This window comes from Streptomyces sp. NPDC025833, from assembly GCF_055558055.1.
In genome coordinates, this window is record NZ_JBVHNF010000003.1 from 415,076 (window position 1) to 432,005 (window position 16,930).

The window sequence follows — 16,930 nt, forward strand, 5'->3', positions numbered from 1 at the left end:
CATGATCCGCGCGTCCACCGCGCCGCCCGCCGGCCCCGGAGAATCACTCTTTCCGGCGATGCGGGCCCCCGACGCACCCGCCCCGGGGGACGCACTGTCGGAGCCGCCGCCCCGTGCGGCCACAATGGGGGGATGACCGACAGTCCCGCCCATCCGGCACCCCTCGCCGATCCGCACCTCGTCTACGACCCCGTCCGCGGCGACGGCCCCAAGGACGTGGTGGTCCTCGGCTCCACCGGATCCATCGGCACCCAGGCCATCGACCTCGTGCTGCGCAACCCCGACCGCTTCCGGGTCACCGCCCTCTCCGCGAACGGCGGTCGGGTGGCCCTCCTCGCCGAGCAGGCGCACCGGCTGCGGGTGCGCACCGTCGCGGTCGCGCGCGAGGACGTCGTGCCCGCGCTGCGCGAGGCGCTGGCCGCCGAGTACGGCGGCCGGGAGCCGCTGCCCGAGGTCGTCGCCGGACCCGACGCGGCCTCCCAGCTCGCCGCCTCCGACTGCCACACGGTGCTCAACGGCATCACCGGCTCCATCGGCCTCGCCCCCACCCTGGCCGCCCTGAAGGCGGGCCGCACGCTGGCGCTCGCCAACAAGGAGTCGCTGATCGTCGGCGGGCCGCTGGTCACCGCGCTGGCCCGGCCCGGCCAGATCATCCCGGTCGACTCCGAGCACGCGGCCCTCTTCCAGTCGCTGGCCGCCGGCACCCGCGCCGACGTCCGCAAACTGGTCGTCACCGCCTCCGGCGGCCCCTTCCGCGGCCGGACCCGGGCGGAGCTGGCCGACGTCACCGTCCAGGACGCCCTCGCCCACCCCACCTGGGCGATGGGCCCGGTGATCACGGTCAACTCCGCGACCCTGGTCAACAAGGGACTGGAGGTCATCGAGGCGCACCTCCTCTACGACATCCCCTTCGACCGCATCGAGGTGGTCGTGCACCCGCAGTCGTACGTCCACTCGATGGTCGAGTTCACCGACGGCTCCACGATCGCCCAGGCCACGCCCCCCGACATGCGCGGCCCCATCGCCGTCGGTCTGGGCTGGCCCGAACGAGTCCCGGACGCGGCACCCGCCTTCGACTGGAGCAAGGCGTCCACCTGGGAGTTCTTCCCGCTGGACGACGAGGCGTTCCCGTCGGTCGGCCTCGCCCGGCACGTGGGGCAGCTCGCGGGAACGGCCCCGGCGGTGTTCAATGCGGCCAACGAGGAGTGCGTCGAGGCCTTCCTGAGCGGCGCGCTGCCCTTCAACGGGATCATGGAGACCGTCACCCGGGTGGTCGAGGAGCACGGCACCCCGGTCACGGGAACCTCGCTCACCGTGCCGGACGTCCTCGAAGCGGAGACCTGGGCCCGGGCCCGGGCCCGCGAACTCACAGCCACGACGGCGACCGCGGAGGCGCGTGCATGACGACCTTGATGTTCATCCTCGGCATAGCGGTCTTCGCGGTCGGTCTGCTCGTCTCGATCGCCTGGCACGAGCTGGGGCACCTGTCGACGGCCAAGCTCTTCGGCATCCGCGTCCCGCAGTACATGGTCGGCTTCGGCCCGACCGTCTGGTCGCGCAGGAAGGGCGAGACCGAGTACGGCGTCAAGGCGATCCCGCTGGGCGGCTACATCCGCATGATCGGCATGTTCCCGCCCGACGGCCAGGGCCGGGTCTCCGCCCGCTCCACCTCCCCGTGGCGCGGCATGATCGAGGACGCCCGCTCGGCCGCCTTCGAGGAACTCCGGCCGGGTGACGAGACGCGCATGTTCTACACGCGCAAGCCGTGGAAGCGCGTCATCGTCATGTTCGCGGGCCCCTTCATGAACCTGGTGCTCGCCGTCGCCCTGTTCTTCACCGTGCTCATGGGCTTCGGCATCCAGCAGCAGACCACCACCGTCTCCTCCGTCTCGCCCTGCTCCATCGAGCAGAGCGAGCACCGCGACACCTGCAAGAAGTCCGACCCGGTCTCCCCGGCGCGGAAGGCCGGCCTGAAGGCGGGCGACGAGATCGTCTCCTTCGACGGCGTGCGCACCCAGGACTGGAACACGCTCTCGGACCGCATCCGGGACAGCGCGGGCAAGAACGTCGCGATCGTCGTCGACCGCGACGGCCGCCGGCTGACCCTGCACACGACGATCACGACGAACAAGGTCGCCAGGAAGGACTCCGCCGGCCAGTACACCGACGGCTACGTCGAGGCCGGCTTCCTCGGCTTCAGCGCCGCCACCGGGGTGGTCCGGCAGGATTTCGGCGGATCGGTGACCTGGATGACCGACCGGGTCGGCGACGCCGTCGACTCGCTCGCCGCCCTGCCCGCCAAGATCCCGGCCCTGTGGGACGCCGCCTTCGGCGACGGCCCGCGCGAGCAGGACTCCCCGGTGGGCATCGTCGGCGCGGCCCGCATCACCGGCGACATCGCCACCCTCGACATCCCCGCCTCCCAGCAGGTGGCGATGTTCGTGATGCTGCTCGCCGGGTTCAACCTTTCCCTGTTCCTGTTCAACATGCTCCCGCTGCTGCCGCTCGACGGCGGGCACATCGCGGGCGCCCTGTGGGAGGCGCTGCGGCGGAACCTGGCCCGGGTGCTGCGCCGGCCCGACCCCGGTCCGTTCGACGTCGCCAAGCTCATGCCGGTGGCGTACGTGGTGGCCGGGATCTTCGTCTGCTTCACCGTCCTGGTGCTGATCGCCGACGTCGTCAACCCGGTCAAAATCTCCTAGCCGTCCGGCGTTCGGGGCGGCCCGGAACCCCGTGGTTCCGGGCCGCGTCCCAACGAGTGGGTTTCCGGGTGGGATGTGCTGGCGCCCGCCCCGGTGCCGTAATCTCGGACTTCGAGCCCGCCGTTCACGGGGCCGGATCTTGATCCACGACTTGGGGTTGCACAGCAGATGACTGCGATTTCTCTCGGCATGCCGTCCGTTCCGACCAAGCTCGCCGAGCGGCGCAAGAGCCGCCAGATCCAGGTCGGCAGCGTGGCGGTCGGCGGGGACGCGCCGGTCTCGGTCCAGTCGATGACCACGACCCGTACGTCCGACATCGGCGCCACCCTCCAGCAGATCGCCGAGCTGACCGCCTCCGGGTGCCAGATCGTCCGGGTCGCCTGCCCCACGCAGGACGACGCCGACGCCCTGGCCACCATCGCGACCAAGTCGCAGATCCCGGTCATCGCGGACATCCACTTCCAGCCGAAGTACGTCTTCGCCGCCATCGAGGCGGGCTGCGCCGCGGTCCGGGTGAACCCGGGCAACATCAAGCAGTTCGACGACAAGGTCCGGGAGATCGCCAAGGCCGCCAAGGACCACGGCACCCCGATCCGCATCGGCGTGAACGCCGGCTCGCTGGACCGCCGCCTGCTCCAGAAGTACGGCAAGGCCACCCCCGAGGCCCTCGTCGAGTCCGCCCTGTGGGAGGCGTCGCTCTTCGAGGAGCACGACTTCCGCGACATCAAGATCTCCGTCAAGCACAACGACCCGGTCGTCATGATCGAGGCCTACCGGCAACTCGCCGAGCAGTGCGACTACCCGCTCCACCTCGGCGTGACCGAGGCCGGCCCGGCCTTCCAGGGCACCATCAAGTCGGCCGTCGCCTTCGGCGCGCTGCTCTCCCAGGGCATCGGCGACACCATCCGCGTCTCCCTGTCGGCCCCGCCGGTCGAGGAGATCAAGGTCGGCATCCAGATCCTGGAGTCGCTGAACCTGCGCCAGCGCGGCCTGGAGATCGTCTCCTGCCCGTCCTGCGGCCGGGCCCAGGTGGACGTGTACAAGCTCGCCGAAGAGGTCACCGCGGGCCTGACCGGCATGGAGGTCCCGCTCCGCGTCGCCGTCATGGGCTGCGTCGTCAACGGCCCCGGCGAGGCCCGCGAGGCCGACCTCGGCGTCGCCTCCGGCAACGGCAAGGGCCAGATCTTCGTCAAGGGCGAGGTCATCAAGACCGTCCCCGAGTCCAAGATCGTCGAGACCCTCATCGAGGAGGCCATGAAGCTCGCCGAGAAGATGGAGGCCGAGGGCACGGCCTCCGGCGAGCCGTCCGTCTCGGTGGCGGGCTGACGCGGACCGGGGCCCGCACCGGCCCCGCCCTCCCGCGGACCGGACCGGGCCGCGGCGCCCCACGCCGCCGCCCCCGGCCGCGTCCGGTCCGCGACGTCCCGCGGCGGCCCGGACCCGGGATACCCCCGGTACTCCGGGGCGCACGGCCCAAGCGGCGCGGTTATAGTGCCGGGACCAGCGAAACCCCCAGGGTGAGGCCCCGCACGTGTTGACCCAGACCACCTCCCGGGTGCTCGAACCGAGTGACCTCGACGCCGCGCTCGCCGTCCTCGACCGCGAGCCGGTCGCGAACGCCTTCGTGACCTCGCGGGTCAGGGTCGCGGGCCTCGACCCCTGGCGCCTCGGCGGCGAGATGTGGGGCTGGTACGAGGGCGGCATGCTCACGTCCCTGTGCTACGCGGGCGCCAACCTGGTCCCCATCTGCGCCACCCCGCGCGCCGTCCGCGCCTTCGCCGACCGCGCCCGCCGGGCCGGCCGCCGCTGCTCCTCCATCGTCGGCCCCGCCGAGTCAACCGCCGAGCTCTGGCGGCTGCTGGAGCCGCACTGGGGCCCGGCCCGCGAGGTCCGCGCCCGGCAGCCGCTGATGGTCACCGACCGCATGCCGGCCGACATAGCCCCCGACCCGTACGTCCGCCGCGTCCGCAAGGACGAGATGGAGACGATCATGCCGGCGTGCGTGGCGATGTTCACCGAGGAGGTCGGCGTCTCCCCGCTGTCCGGTGACGGCGGACTGCTCTACCAGGCCCGGGTCGCCGAACTCGTCGGCTCCGGGCGCTCGTTCGCCCGCGTCGACGAGCGGGGCCGGGTCGTCTTCAAGGCGGAGATCGGCGCGGCGACCCCCCATGCCTGCCAGATCCAGGGCGTATGGGTGGCCCCCGAATACCGCGGCAGGGGCGTGGCGGCCCCCGGCATGGCGGCGGTCCTGCGCTACGCCCTCGCGGACGTGGCCCCGGTCGCCAGCCTGTACGTGAACGACTTCAACACCGCCGCGAGGCGCACGTACCGCAGGGTGGGCTTCCAAGAGGTGGGCGCCTTCATGAGCGTTCTGTTCTGACCCCCCTGTACCCTCCCCGCATGGACCTCGTGATCGGCCCCCTGGACCTGACAGCCCACGTCGACGAGGCCCTGGCCGTCCAGGCCGTGGCCTTCGGGCTCGGCCCCGAGGAAGTCTCCGTACGCCGGCAGATCGTCCAGCGCCACATGCAGTACCGGGGCGCGCGGGCCCTCGGAGCCGTCAGCCGGGGCCGGCTCGTCGGCTTCGTCTACGGCATGCCCAACAGCCGTACCCACTGGTGGTCCACCGTCGTCGAGCCCTACCTCCGCGCGGGCGGCAACGACGACTGGCTCGACGACTCCTTCGTCATCACCGAACTGCACGTCCACCCCGACCACCAGAACCGCGGCATCGGCCGGCGCCTCATCACCACCATCACCGACAGCGCCGCCGAACCCCGCTCGATCCTCTCCGCGATCGACACCGACAGCCCCGCCCGGGGCCTCTACCACTCCCTCGGCTACGTCGACCTCGCCCGCCAGGTCCACTTCCCGAGCGCGGCGCGGCCGTACGCGGTGATGGGCGCCCCCCTGCCCCTGCGCAGGCGCTGACCGATTTCCACCGGCACAGCCCCCCCGGCTAACCTCCTATGCCATCACCCGATTCCGGCAGGAGTACGAGAACCATGGCCAACGCACCGGTCCAGCGCATGTCCCAGTTGATGACGAAGACGCTGCGCGACGACCCGGCGGACGCCGAGGTCCTCAGCCACAAGCTCCTCGTCCGGGCCGGCTACGTCCGCCGCACGGCCGCCGGCATCTGGAGCTGGCTCCCCCTCGGCAAGAAGGTACTCGCCAACGTCGAGCGGATCGTCCGCGAGGAGATGGACGCCATCGGCGCCCAGGAGGTCACGCTGCCCGCCCTGCTGCCGCGCGAGCCCTACGAGGCCACCGGCCGCTGGGACGAGTACGGCCAGGAGCTGTTCCGGCTCAAGGACCGCAAGGGCGGCGACTACCTCCTCGGCCCCACCCACGAGGAGATCTTCACCCTGCTGGTCAAGGACCAGTGCACGTCCTACAAGGACCTGCCGGTGCTCCTCTACCAGATCCAGACCAAGTTCCGCGACGAGGCCCGCCCCCGCGCCGGCATCCTGCGCGGCCGCGAGTTCCTGATGAAGGACTCGTACTCCTTCGACCTGGCGGACGAGGGCCTCGCGCACTCCTACGCCCTGCACCGCGCGGCCTACCAGCGGATCTTCGAGCGCCTCGGCCTCGACTACCGCATCTGCGCGGCCACCGCCGGCGCCATGGGCGGCTCGAAGTCCGAGGAGTTCCTGGCCCCGGCCGAGGCCGGCGAGGACACCTTCGCGGACTGTCCGAACTGCGAGTTCGCCGCCAACACCGAGGCGATCACCTACGCCCTGAAGCCGGTCGACGCCGCCGGCGTGCCCGCGCTGGAGGAGATCCCCACCCCGGACACCCCGACCATCGAGACGCTGGCCGCCTCCCTCGGTGTCCCGGCCTCCGCCACGCTGAAGAACCTGCTGGTCAAGGTGGACGGCGAGATCGTCGCCGTGGGCGTGCCCGGCGACCGCGAGGTGGACCTGGGCAAGGTCGAGGCGCACTTCGCCCCGGCCGCCGTCGAGATGGTCACCGAGGCGGACTTCGCCGGGCGCCCCGACCTGGTCCGCGGCTACGTCGGCCCGCAGGGCCTCGGCGAGAAGGTCACCTACATCGCCGACCCGCGCGTCGCCCCCGGCACCTCCTGGATCACCGGCGCCAACAAGGACCAGGTCCACGCCAGGAACGTCGTCGCCGGCCGGGACTTCGAGGTCGACGCGTACGTGGACGTCGTCGTCGTGCAGGACGGCGACCCCTGTCCGAACTGCGGCACCGGCCTGAAGCTGGACCGCGCCATCGAGATCGGCCACATCTTCCAGCTCGGCCGCAAGTACACCGACGCCCTCAAGCTGGACGTCCTCGGCCAGAACGGCAAGCCGGTCCGCGTCACCATGGGCTCCTACGGCATCGGCGTCTCCCGTGCCGTCGCCGCGCTCGCCGAGCAGACCGCCGACGACAAGGGCCTGGTGTGGTCCAAGGAGGTCGCCCCGGCCGACGTGCACGTCGTGGCCGCCGGCAAGGCCCTCCAGACCGAGCTGGCGCTCGACGTCGCCGAGAAGCTCGCCGCGGCCGGCGTCCGCGTCCTGGTCGACGACCGGGCCGGCGTCTCCCCGGGCGTGAAGTTCACCGACGCCGAGCTGATCGGCGTCCCGCAGATCCTGGTGGCCGGCCGCCGCTCCGCCGAGGGCGTGCTGGAGCTGAAGGACCGCAGGACCGGTGAGCGCGAGGAACTGTCCGTCGAGGACGCGCTCACCCGCCTCACCGCCTGACGCCGGGCGAGCGGTGAGCGGTGCGCACGCCCCGGCGCGCCGCCGCCCACCGCACCGGCCCGCGGTTCCCGTCCCACGGGAACCGCCTACAGCCAGCTCGCGAACTCCAGCAGCAGCTCGGCGTCGCCCTCGCGGCCGACCCGCCGCGCCCGGATGCCCGACTCCACCGCGCGGAACAGCGTCCACCCGCGCAACCGCTCCTGGTCCACCTCCAGCGACTCCGCGAGCCGCTTGATCCGGCGCCGGGTGGTGGACGGGCCGGACGGCGCGGCGATCAGGTCCTCCACCCGGTCACGGACCAGCCGGGCCAGGTCGAAGGCGCTCTCGCCGACCACCGGGTCCGGCCCCACCGCGAGCCACGGCATCCGGTCGCCCGCGAGCACCTTGCTCTGCCGGAACGTGCCGTGCAGCAGCGACGGCTCGGGCGGTGCGGCCAGCAGCTCCTCGCGGGCCGCGAGCGCCGCGGCCACCAGGGGCGCCGCCTCCGGATCGGCCGCCGCGCCCGCCCGCATGGCCACCGCCTGCCGCCCGGTGCGCTCGGCGACGGTCTCGAAGACGTGCCCGGCCGGCGGCGGCACCCACAGCCGGCGCAGCGTCCCGGCCGCCTCCAGCAGCGCCTTCGCCTCCGGCAGCGAGCGCACCGACACGTCCGGGTGCAGCCGCTCCAGCAGCAGCGCCCCGTCGTCCGCGCCGGACTCCAGCAGCTGTACGGCGCCCAGCCCGGACCAGCGGGCCAGAGCCGCCCGCTCGCTCTCCGGGCGGGCCCGGGCCGGCGCCAGCTTCAGCACCGCCGGGGAGCCGTCCGGCCGCCGCACGAGCAGCACCAGACTGCTGCGCCCGCCCGGCACCTGGACCCGCTCGACGGTCAACTCGCGGCGGGCCACGGCCCGCTCGGCCGCCGCGGGCAGCCGCGCCAGCCAGTCGTCCCCGGCCGGTGCCGTCTCACCGAGCGCGCGTACCAGGCGCGGCGGCGCTTCGAAAGCCATGCGCGAGTCGTTCCCTTCCTGTCGGGTCCCGTCGGGTCCCGTCGGGTCCCGTCGGGTCCTGTCGGGGGCGTGCCCGAGTCCGTCGTCCTGTCGCCCGGGACCGTCGTCCCGACGCCCAGCCGTGCGGGTCCGTACCCCGCCGTCCGTTTCCGTCCCGCCGAAAGGGTCCGCCGTAGCGCTGCCTAGCGCCGCACCGGCGCCGAGGGCGACGGGGCCGTGCCCGCCGCGCCCGTCCGCTCGCCGGACCGCTCGGCGAGCCCAGGGAAGGCTACGCTCCCCCCGCTCCAGCGCACCGCCCGCACCGCGGCCTCCCGCAGCGCCCCGGCGGCGTCGGCCCGCCGTGATCCGGTCGCCGCCCGCACCAGGTCCGAGTAGACCCCGGCCACCCGCTCCTCCAGCCGCGCGGCGAGCCGCACCGCGGCCGTGCCGTCCCGCACCGGGAACGGCAGCGCGTACGCGGCGCTCGCGGCGACCGGCGCACCGCCCAGGTCCCGCACCGCGCGCACCAGGGCGTCCCGGCGGGCCCGGTGGGCGTCGTACGCCGCCCGCGCCTCGGTCCGGCGCCGCTCGCCGATCCGTCCGCCCACGACGCCGTAGCCGTACACCGCCGCGTGCTCCGCCGCCAGCGCCGCCTGCAACGCGGTCACCTCGGCCTGTCCGGCCCGTCCGGCCGCGTCCGTCCCGTCGCTCACCGGGCCCCCTCCGTCAGCAGGTACGCGTGCGCGGCACCGGCCGCGGCGACGGACGCCAGCAGCCGCGCCAGCTCGCCCGGCGCCCGCAGCAGGTCCGCTGCGCGCCGGTCGGCCAGGGCGCGCTCGGCGGCCGCCAGCCCGGCGACGGCGTCCTTCTCGGCGGCCGGGACCGCGGTGGCGGAGACCCGCGCCGCGGGCGTCACCGCGGCGGTCGCGGGCGCGCCCTCCTCGAAGGCCGCCGCGTGCGCCGCGACCTGCGCCCGCAGCGGGCGCAGCCGGTCCGCCAGCCCCGGGTGCGCGGCGAGCACGGCGTCGTACCGCGCCAGCAGCCCCCGGCTGTCCCGGGCCGCACGCGCGCGTCCCCGGGCGGTGGCCGAGGGGCCGTCGTCGCCGGAGCCGGGGGCGGCCGAGCAGCCCGCCAGCAGGGCGGCGCCGACGCCGGCGCCGGAGGCGAGCAGGGTTCTTCTGCGCGGCCGCGGAAGGGCGCGCGGAGGCGGGGAGTACGGCACGGCTGACGTCCTCGGGAGCTCGTACGAACACACGGGCGGGAAGGCCGGCCCGCCGCTGATCACGGTACCCGCGAACCCGTCCGCCCCGCGTCACCGGCTCAGCGCTCCGTCGCCGCCCGGCCCACCCGGTCCGCCGGGCGGCGGCGGTCCCCGCCCGGCGCCGGGGGCCCGGGTGGACGGCAACAGCCCTCGCGACCGGATACCCTTTGACCAGACACGCGCCCCATCCCACAACAGCACACGCGGCCGAGGAGTCACCCGGATGAGCACCACCCAGAGCGAGAGGCTGCGAGAGCTGCTGGAACCGCTCGTCACCTCCCAGGGGCTGGATCTCGAAGAGATCGCCGTGGACTCCGTAGGACGCAAGCGGGTGCTGCGCGTGGTCGTCGACTCCGACACGGGGGCGGACCTGGACGCCATCGCCGATGTGAGCCGTGCGCTCTCGGCGAGGCTCGACGAGACCGACGCGATGGGCGACGTCGCCTACGACCTGGAGGTCGGGACCCCCGGCGCGGAGCGCCTCCTCACCGAGCACCGCCACTTCGTGCGGGCCACCGACCGTCTGGTGAGGTTCCAGCTCACCGAGGGCGGCGAGCTGGTCGCCCGGATCCTGGCGGTCGACGAGGACGGTCTCGACGTCGAGGTCCCCGGGGTCAAGGGGCGCAAGGCCACCACCCGCAGACTCGGCTTCCCGGAGATCGACAGGGCGCGCGTGCAGGTCGAGTTCAACCGCAAGGACAAAAAGGACATGAAGGAAGAGGAGGAGGCGTAGCCGTGGACATCGACATGAGCGCCCTGCGGGGCTTGGTCAGGGAGAAGGAGATCTCCTTCGACCTGCTGGTCGAGGCGATCGAATCGGCCCTCCTCATCGCCTACCACCGCACCGAGGGAAGCCGCCGGCACGCGCGCGTGGAGCTCAACCGGCAGACCGGGCACGTGACCGTGTGGGCGAAGGAGGACCCGGAGGACCTCGAGGAGGGCCAGGAGGTCCGCGAGTTCGACGACACCCCGTCCGGCTTCGGCCGTATCGCCGCCACCACCGCCAAGCAGGTGATCCTGCAGCGGCTGCGCGACGCCGAGGACGACGCGACGCTCGGCGAGTACGCCGGCCGTGAGGGCGACATCGTCACCGGCGTGGTCCAGCAGGGCCGCGACCCGAAGAACGTGCTGGTGGACATCGGCAAGCTGGAGGCCATCCTGCCGGTGCAGGAGCAGGTCGCCGGCGAGACCTACCCGCACGGCATGCGGCTGCGCAGCTACGTCGTACGGGTCGCCAAGGGCGTCCGGGGCCCGTCCGTGACCCTCTCGCGCACGCACCCCAACCTGGTGAAGAAGCTCTTCGCCCTGGAGGTGCCGGAGATCGCCGACGGCTCGGTCGAGATCGCGGCGATCGCCCGTGAGGCCGGTCACCGCACCAAGATCGCCGTACGGTCCACCCGTTCGGGTCTGAACGCCAAGGGCGCCTGCATCGGCCCCATGGGCGGCCGGGTGCGTAACGTGATGGGCGAGCTGAACGGCGAGAAGATCGACATCGTCGACTGGTCGGACGACCCGGCCGAGATGGTCGCGAACGCCCTGTCACCCGCCCGGGTGAACAAGGTGGAGGTCGTCGACCTCGGCGCCCGCTCCGCCCGGGTGACCGTGCCGGACTACCAGCTCTCGCTGGCGATCGGCAAGGAGGGCCAGAACGCCCGCCTCGCGGCCCGGCTCACCGGCTGGCGGATCGACATCCGGCCCGACACCGAGCAGACCGGGGAATAGATCCCGGCCGCAGGCCGCTGAGATCACGACAACAGCCGTTCGATTCTTGCCCCGGAGGGGTGAGGTCGGTACGGGGAGGTAGACTGAACCGTGTCTGGCCGGACGCAAGCCCGAGCATGCCCGGAACGCACCTGTGTGGGGTGCCGGGGGCGGGCGGCCAAGAACGATCTCCTGCGGATCGTGAAGATCGAGGACGCGTGCGTCCCCGATCCTCGCGGTACGCTGCCCGGCCGGGGTGCATACGTGCACCCCGCCCTGGTCTGTCTCGACCAGGCGCTACGCCGCCGGGCGTTCCCGCGGGCACTGCGCGCCCCGGGAGCGCTCGACACAAAGGCGTTGCGCCGACACGTCGAGCAGACGACAGTTGCCGAGCAGGCAACACCGTAAGAGCAAGACGCACGGAACCCTGTGCGGTCTGGTACCTCGCGAGTCGAAAGCAGGTCGAGATTGCGATGAGCACTCGATGAGTACGCGATGAGTACGCCCATGAACTAGCGACGGTCCGGCTTCAACCCGGACCTCAAAGGAGCGAAGTGGCTAAGGTCCGGGTCTACGAACTCGCCAAGGAGTTCGGTGTCGAGAGCAAGGTCGTCATGGCCAAGCTCCAGGAACTCGGTGAATTCGTCCGTTCGGCGTCTTCGACGATCGAAGCGCCGGTTGTACGCAAGCTGACCGACGCCTTCCAGGGCGGTGGCAACGGCAGGTCCGCCGGCAAGCCCGCCCCCCGCAAGGCTTCCCCCAAGCCCGCCGCGCCCTCTCCGGCGCAGGCGGCACGTCCGGCTGCCCCGAGGCCGGCGGCCCCCAAGCCCCCGACGGCTCCGGCCGCCCAGCAGCCGGCCGCCCCCTCGGCACCCGCGCCCGCCCCGTCGGCGCCCGCGCCGGCCCAGGGTCCGCGTCCGGTCCCGGGTCCGAAGCCCGCGCCGCGTCCGGCTCCGGCCGCCCCGGAGTTCACCGCTCCGCCGGCCGCTCCGGCCGCGCAGGCTCCGCAGGCCCCGGCCGCGCAGGGTCCGCGTCCGGGCGCCCGTCCGGGTGCCCCGAAGCCCGGTGGCCGTCCGGCCGCCGGCCAGGGACAGGGTCAGGGCCGTCCGGGCCAGGGTGCCCCGCGCCCCGGTGGCCAGGCCCCGCGTCAGGGTGCCCGTCCGGCCGGTCCGCGTCCGGGCAACAACCCCTTCACGTCCGGCGGCAACGCCGGCATGGCCCGTCCGCAGTCCCCGCGCCCGCAGGGCGGTCCGCGTCCCGGCCCCGGCGGTCCCGGCGGCGCCCCCCGTCCGCAGGCGCCCGGCGCCCAGGGCGGCGGTCCGCGTCCGCAGTCTCCCGGCGGTTCCCGGCCGTCCCCGGCGGGCATGCCCCGTCCGCAGGGCGGTCCGCGTCCCGGCCCGGCCGGTCCGCGTCCCAACCCCGGCATGATGCCGCAGCGTCCGGCTGCCGGCCCGCGTCCCGGCCCCGGTGGCGGCGGTCGCGGTCCCGGTGTCGGCGGTCGTCCCGGTGGTGGCGGCGGCGGTCGTCCCGGTGGCGGCTTCGCCGGTCGCCCGGGTGGTGGCGGCGGCGGCTTCGCCGGCCGTCCCGGCGCCCCCGGTGCCGGTGGCGGCTTCGCCGGCCGTCCGGGTGGTCCCGGTGGTGGCGGCGGTGGCCGTCCCGGCTTCGGCGGCCGTCCCGGCGGTCCCGGTGGCCGTGGTGGCACGCAGGGCGCCTTCGGCCGTCCCGGCGGTCCCGCGCGCCGCGGTCGCAAGTCGAAGCGGCAGCGTCGCCAGGAGTACGAGGCCATGCAGGCCCCGAGCGTCGGCGGCGTGATGCTGCCGCGCGGCGGCGGCGAGACCATCCGTCTCTCCCGCGGCGCGTCGCTCACCGACTTCGCGGAGAAGATCAACGCCAACCCGGCGTCGCTCGTCGCGGTCATGATGAACCTCGGCGAGATGGTCACCGCGACCCAGTCCGTCTCCGACGAGACCCTCCATCTCCTCGCCGACGAGATGAACTACACGGTTCAGATCGTCAGCCCGGAGGAGGAGGACCGCGAGCTGCTCGAGTCCTTCGACATCGAGTTCGGTGAGGACGAGGGCTCCGAGGAGGACCTGGTCGTCCGTCCGCCGGTCGTGACCGTCATGGGTCACGTCGACCACGGTAAGACCCGACTGCTCGACGCCATCCGCAAGACGAACGTCATCGCGGGCGAGGCCGGCGGCATCACCCAGCACATCGGTGCCTACCAGGTCGCCACCGAGGTCAACGACGAAGAGCGCAAGATCACCTTCATCGACACCCCGGGTCACGAGGCGTTCACCGCCATGCGTGCCCGTGGTGCGAAGTCGACCGACATCGCGATCCTGGTCGTCGCGGCCAACGACGGCGTCATGCCGCAGACGGTCGAGGCGCTGAACCACGCCAAGGCGGCCGACGTGCCGATCGTGGTCGCGGTCAACAAGATCGACGTCGAGGGCGCCGACCCGACCAAGGTGCGCGGTCAGCTGACCGAGTACGGCCTGGTGGCCGAGGAGTACGGCGGCGACACCATGTTCGTCGACATCTCCGCCAAGCAGGGTCTGCACATCGACTCGCTGCTGGAGGCCGTGGTCCTCACGGCCGACGCCTCGCTCGACCTGCGGGCCAACCCGAACCAGGACGCGCAGGGCATCTCGATCGAGTCCCGTCTCGACCGCGGCCGCGGTGCCGTGGCGACGGTCCTCGTCCAGCGCGGCACGCTGCGGGTCGGCGACACGATGGTGGTGGGCGACGCCTACGGCCGCGTGCGCGCCATGCTCGACGACAACGGCAACAACGTCGCCGAGGCCGGCCCGTCGACGCCGGTCCAGGTCCTGGGCCTGACCAACGTCCCGGGTGCGGGCGACAACTTCCTCGTCGTCGACGAGGACCGCACCGCACGCCAGATCGCGGAGAAGCGCGCCGCCCGTGAGCGCAACGCGGCCTTCGCGAAGCGCACGCGCCGCGTGTCGCTCGAGGACCTGGACAAGGTGCTGAAGGCCGGCGAGGTCCAGCAGCTGAACCTGATCATCAAGGGTGACGCTTCCGGTTCCGTCGAGGCCCTCGAGTCCTCGCTGCTCCAGCTGGACGTCGGCGAAGAGGTCGACATCCGCGTCCTGCACCGCGGCGTCGGTGCGGTCACGGAGTCCGACATCGACCTGGCGATGGGCTCCGACGCCATCGTGATCGGCTTCAACGTCCGCGCGGCCGGCCGCGCGGCGCAGATGGCCGAGCGCGAGGGTGTGGACGTCCGGTACTACTCGGTCATCTACCAGGCGATCGAGGAGATCGAGGCGGCCCTGAAGGGCATGCTCAAGCCGGAGTACGAGGAGGTCGAGCTCGGCACGGCGGAGATCCGCGAGGTCTTCAAGTCGTCCAAGCTGGGCAACATCGCCGGTGTTCTCATCCGCTCGGGCGAGGTCAAGCGCAACACCAAGGCGCGCCTCATCCGCGACGGCAAGGTGGTCGCGGAGAACCTCAACATCGAGGGCCTGCGTCGCTTCAAGGACGACGTCACCGAGATCCGCGAAGGCTACGAGGGCGGTATCAACCTCGGCAACTTCAACGACATCAAGGTCGACGACGTCATCGCGACGTACGAGATGCGTGAGAAGCCGCGGGTGTAACGCCCACGGTGCGTGCCGGCCGACGGGACTCCGGTCCCGTCGGCCGGCACGCCGTTTGCGGCCCGCGCGCAGGGTCGGCGGAGCGTAATATCCGTCGATCGCGCGGACCGCTTCGTTGTACGGTTCTTGATGTCCCCGGCCACACGGCTTCGGGCCATCGATCCCGTACCGGCGGGTTAACCGGTTACACATGTACGTGGGGACTCTGTCCTTCGACCTGCTCCTCGGCGACGTCCACTCGCTGAAGGAGAAGCGCTCCGTCGTCCGCCCGATCGTCGCCGAACTCCAGCGGAAGTACGCCGTGAGCGCGGCCGAGGTGGACCATACGGACCTCCACCGGCGGGCGATCATCGGCCTCGCCATGGTCTCCGGCGACGCGGCGCACCTCAGCGACGTCCTGGACCGGTGCGAGCGGCTGGTAGCCGCCCGCCCCGAGGTGGAGCTGCTGTCCGTGCGGCGGCGCTTCCACGGCGACGACGACTGACCACAGCAGAACGCAAGCAAGAGAAAGAACGGGAGACGGACCAGTGGCCGACAACGCGCGGGCGAAAAGGCTGGCGGACCTCATCCGGGAGGTGGTGGCCCAGAAGCTGCAGCGCGGGATCAAGGACCCGCGGCTCGGCTCGCACGTCACCATCACGGACACCCGGGTCACGGGTGACCTGCGGGAGGCGACCGTCTTCTACACGGTCTACGGCGACGAGGAGGAGCGGAAGGCGGCGGCCGCCGGCCTGGAGAGCGCCAAGGGCGTCCTCCGCTCGGCCGTCGGGGCGGCCGCCGGCGTGAAGTTCACGCCGACGCTCACCTTCGTGGCCGACGCCCTCCCGGACACCGCCCGGACCATCGAGGACCTGCTCGACCGGGCGCGCCAGTCCGACGAGAAGGTGCGCGAGGTGTCCGCGGGCGCCTCGTACGCCGGGGAGGCGGACCCGTACCGCAAGCCCGGTGAGGAAGACGACCGGACGGACGACGCCGCCGAATGACCAGCAAGCCCACCCCGCCCGACGGCCTCGTCATCGTCGACAAGCCGTCGGGCTTCACTTCGCACGACGTGGTCGCGAAGATGCGCGGGATCGCCAGGACCCGGCGCGTCGGCCACGCGGGCACCCTGGACCCCATGGCCACCGGCGTCCTGGTCCTCGGGGTCGAGCGCGCCACCAAGCTCCTCGGGCACCTGGCGCTCACCGAGAAGGAGTACCTGGGCACCGTCCGCCTGGGCCAGAACACCGTCACCGACGACGCCGAGGGCGACATCACCTCGTCCGCCGACGCCTCCAAGGTGACCCGGGACGCCATCGACGCCGGCATCGCCAAGCTCACCGGCGAGATCATGCAGGTGCCGTCCAAGGTCAGCGCCATCAAGATCGACGGGGTGCGCTCGTACAAGCGGGCCCGTGAGGGCGAGGACTTCGAGATCCCCGCCCGGCCCGTGACCGTCTCGTCCTTCGCGGTGTACGACGTCCGGGACGCGGTCGCCGAGAACGGCACGCCCGTGCTCGACCTGGTGGTGTCGGTGGTCTGCTCCTCCGGCACCTACATCCGCGCGCTCGCCCGTGACCTGGGCGCCGACCTCGGCGTCGGCGGCCACCTGACGGCACTGCGCCGCACCCGGGTCGGCCCGTACAAGCTGGACGCGGCCAGGACGCTGGACCAGTTGCAGCAGGAACTGACCGTGATGCCGATCGCCGACGCGGCGACCGCGGCGTTCCGGCGCTGGCAGGTCGACGCGCGGCGGGCCCGGCTGCTGCTGAACGGCGTCCGGCTGGACATGCCGGAGGAGTACGCGGGCGCCGGCCCCGTGGCCGTCTTCGACCCCGAGGGCCGCTTCCTCGCGCTCGTCGAGGAGCACCGGGGCAAGGCCAAGAGTCTGGCCGTCTTCGGCTGAGTGCCCTTCCGGGACCGGTCCGCCGCCGGTCCCCGCACCGTGGGCCGTGGAGCGGCGGCCGGGCCCGGCCCCGGCCGCCGC

General features: G+C 72.9%; 16 protein-coding genes. 13 read left to right on the plus strand and 3 right to left on the minus strand.

Annotated elements, in window-relative coordinates; genetic code table 11:
* The first annotated feature begins 132 nt into the window (after positions 1–132).
* The 6 genes from dxr (at position 133) to ACZ4K2_RS07255 (ending at position 7,411) form a co-directional block, all read left to right on the plus strand.
* Entirely contained in the window at positions 133–1,404 is a 1,272-nt protein-coding gene (dxr, locus tag ACZ4K2_RS07230) for a 1-deoxy-D-xylulose-5-phosphate reductoisomerase (protein ID WP_467474577.1), read from the plus strand.
* Positions 1,401–2,702 carry a M50 family metallopeptidase gene (locus ACZ4K2_RS07235; RefSeq protein WP_467474579.1) on the plus strand — a complete coding sequence of 434 codons (1,302 nt, stop codon included), beginning with the start codon at positions 1,401–1,403 and terminating at the stop codon, positions 2,700–2,702. The genes dxr and ACZ4K2_RS07235 overlap by 4 nt, the downstream gene beginning before the upstream one ends.
* A 168-nt stretch (positions 2,703–2,870) precedes the next feature.
* Positions 2,871–4,028 carry a flavodoxin-dependent (E)-4-hydroxy-3-methylbut-2-enyl-diphosphate synthase gene (gene ispG / locus ACZ4K2_RS07240; RefSeq protein ID WP_467474581.1) on the plus strand — a complete coding sequence of 386 codons (1,158 nt, stop codon included), beginning with the start codon at positions 2,871–2,873 and terminating at the stop codon, positions 4,026–4,028.
* Positions 4,029–4,233: 205 nt separating this feature from the next.
* Positions 4,234–5,082, plus strand: a complete 849-nt coding sequence (locus ACZ4K2_RS07245) for a GNAT family N-acetyltransferase (protein WP_467474583.1) — start codon at positions 4,234–4,236, stop codon at positions 5,080–5,082.
* Between the two features lie 20 nt (positions 5,083–5,102).
* Positions 5,103–5,633, plus strand: coding sequence for a GNAT family N-acetyltransferase (locus ACZ4K2_RS07250; protein ID WP_467474585.1), 531 nt, complete (start codon positions 5,103–5,105; stop codon positions 5,631–5,633).
* Between the two features lie 74 nt (positions 5,634–5,707).
* Positions 5,708–7,411 carry a proline--tRNA ligase gene (locus tag ACZ4K2_RS07255; RefSeq protein ID WP_467474587.1) on the plus strand — a complete coding sequence of 568 codons (1,704 nt, stop codon included), beginning with the start codon at positions 5,708–5,710 and terminating at the stop codon, positions 7,409–7,411.
* A gap of 86 nt (positions 7,412–7,497) precedes the next feature.
* On the opposite strand, the gene ACZ4K2_RS07260 is transcribed toward ACZ4K2_RS07255, so the two are convergent.
* The 3 genes from ACZ4K2_RS07260 to ACZ4K2_RS07270 all read right to left on the minus strand — a co-directional run bounded on the left by ACZ4K2_RS07260 (position 7,498) and on the right by ACZ4K2_RS07270 (position 9,598).
* Entirely contained in the window at positions 7,498–8,397 is a 900-nt protein-coding gene (locus tag ACZ4K2_RS07260) for an aminoglycoside phosphotransferase family protein (protein ID WP_467474589.1), read from the minus strand.
* Between the two features lie 182 nt (positions 8,398–8,579).
* A complete protein-coding gene (locus ACZ4K2_RS07265; RefSeq protein ID WP_467474591.1) occupies positions 8,580–9,089 on the minus strand; it encodes a ferritin-like domain-containing protein in 510 nt (169 codons plus the stop codon).
* The gene (locus ACZ4K2_RS07270) at positions 9,086–9,598 is read right to left on the minus strand and encodes a hypothetical protein (protein WP_467474593.1); all 513 of its coding nucleotides are present in this window, start codon (positions 9,596–9,598) and stop codon (positions 9,086–9,088) included. Before ACZ4K2_RS07270 ends, ACZ4K2_RS07265 begins: the two co-directional genes overlap by 4 nt.
* A gap of 262 nt (positions 9,599–9,860) precedes the next feature.
* Here ACZ4K2_RS07270 and rimP point away from each other — a divergent pair, with 262 nt between their 5' ends.
* The 7 genes from rimP to truB all read left to right on the plus strand — a co-directional run bounded on the left by rimP (position 9,861) and on the right by truB (position 16,849).
* Complete coding sequence (rimP, locus tag ACZ4K2_RS07275) at positions 9,861–10,370, plus strand: ribosome maturation factor RimP (protein WP_467474594.1); 510 nt, start codon at positions 9,861–9,863, stop codon at positions 10,368–10,370.
* A 2-nt stretch (positions 10,371–10,372) separates the two neighbouring features.
* Positions 10,373–11,359 carry a transcription termination factor NusA gene (gene nusA / locus ACZ4K2_RS07280; protein WP_467474596.1) on the plus strand — a complete coding sequence of 329 codons (987 nt, stop codon included), beginning with the start codon at positions 10,373–10,375 and terminating at the stop codon, positions 11,357–11,359.
* Between the two features lie 90 nt (positions 11,360–11,449).
* Positions 11,450–11,746 (plus strand): YlxR family protein, encoded by a 297-nt coding sequence (locus ACZ4K2_RS07285; protein ID WP_467474598.1) that lies wholly within the window; start codon positions 11,450–11,452, stop codon positions 11,744–11,746.
* A gap of 146 nt (positions 11,747–11,892) precedes the next feature.
* A complete protein-coding gene (gene infB, locus ACZ4K2_RS07290) occupies positions 11,893–14,964 on the plus strand; it encodes a translation initiation factor IF-2 (protein ID WP_467474600.1) in 3,072 nt (1,023 codons plus the stop codon).
* A gap of 190 nt (positions 14,965–15,154) precedes the next feature.
* Positions 15,155–15,448: a DUF503 domain-containing protein gene (locus ACZ4K2_RS07295; protein WP_467474602.1), complete on the plus strand. Its 294-nt coding sequence runs from the start codon at positions 15,155–15,157 to the stop codon at positions 15,446–15,448.
* A 43-nt stretch (positions 15,449–15,491) separates the two neighbouring features.
* Positions 15,492–15,947 carry a 30S ribosome-binding factor RbfA gene (gene rbfA / locus ACZ4K2_RS07300; protein ID WP_467474604.1) on the plus strand — a complete coding sequence of 152 codons (456 nt, stop codon included), beginning with the start codon at positions 15,492–15,494 and terminating at the stop codon, positions 15,945–15,947.
* On the plus strand, positions 15,944–16,849 hold the full coding sequence (gene truB / locus ACZ4K2_RS07305; protein WP_467474606.1) for a tRNA pseudouridine(55) synthase TruB: 906 nt from the start codon (positions 15,944–15,946) through the stop codon (positions 16,847–16,849). Before rbfA ends, truB begins: the two co-directional genes overlap by 4 nt.
* The last annotated feature ends 81 nt before the right edge of the window (positions 16,850–16,930 follow it).

Bases quoted from the DNA above. Each gene is read 5' to 3' on its own strand.
- ACZ4K2_RS07295 (WP_467474602.1), top strand. From the start codon at position 15,155: ATGTACGTGGGGACTCTGTCCTTCGACCTGCTCCTCGGCGACGTCCAC.
- ACZ4K2_RS07250 (WP_467474585.1), top strand. From the start codon at position 5,103: ATGGACCTCGTGATCGGCCCCCTGGACCTGACAGCCCACGTCGACGAG.
- ACZ4K2_RS07260 (WP_467474589.1), bottom strand. From the start codon at position 8,397: ATGGCTTTCGAAGCGCCGCCGCGCCTGGTACGCGCGCTCGGTGAGACG.
- ispG (WP_467474581.1), top strand. From the start codon at position 2,871: ATGACTGCGATTTCTCTCGGCATGCCGTCCGTTCCGACCAAGCTCGCC.
- rimP (WP_467474594.1), top strand. From the start codon at position 9,861: ATGAGCACCACCCAGAGCGAGAGGCTGCGAGAGCTGCTGGAACCGCTC.
- dxr (WP_467474577.1), top strand. From the start codon at position 133: ATGACCGACAGTCCCGCCCATCCGGCACCCCTCGCCGATCCGCACCTC.
- ACZ4K2_RS07255 (WP_467474587.1), top strand. From the start codon at position 5,708: ATGGCCAACGCACCGGTCCAGCGCATGTCCCAGTTGATGACGAAGACG.
- ACZ4K2_RS07235 (WP_467474579.1), top strand. From the start codon at position 1,401: ATGACGACCTTGATGTTCATCCTCGGCATAGCGGTCTTCGCGGTCGGT.
- truB (WP_467474606.1), top strand. From the start codon at position 15,944: ATGACCAGCAAGCCCACCCCGCCCGACGGCCTCGTCATCGTCGACAAG.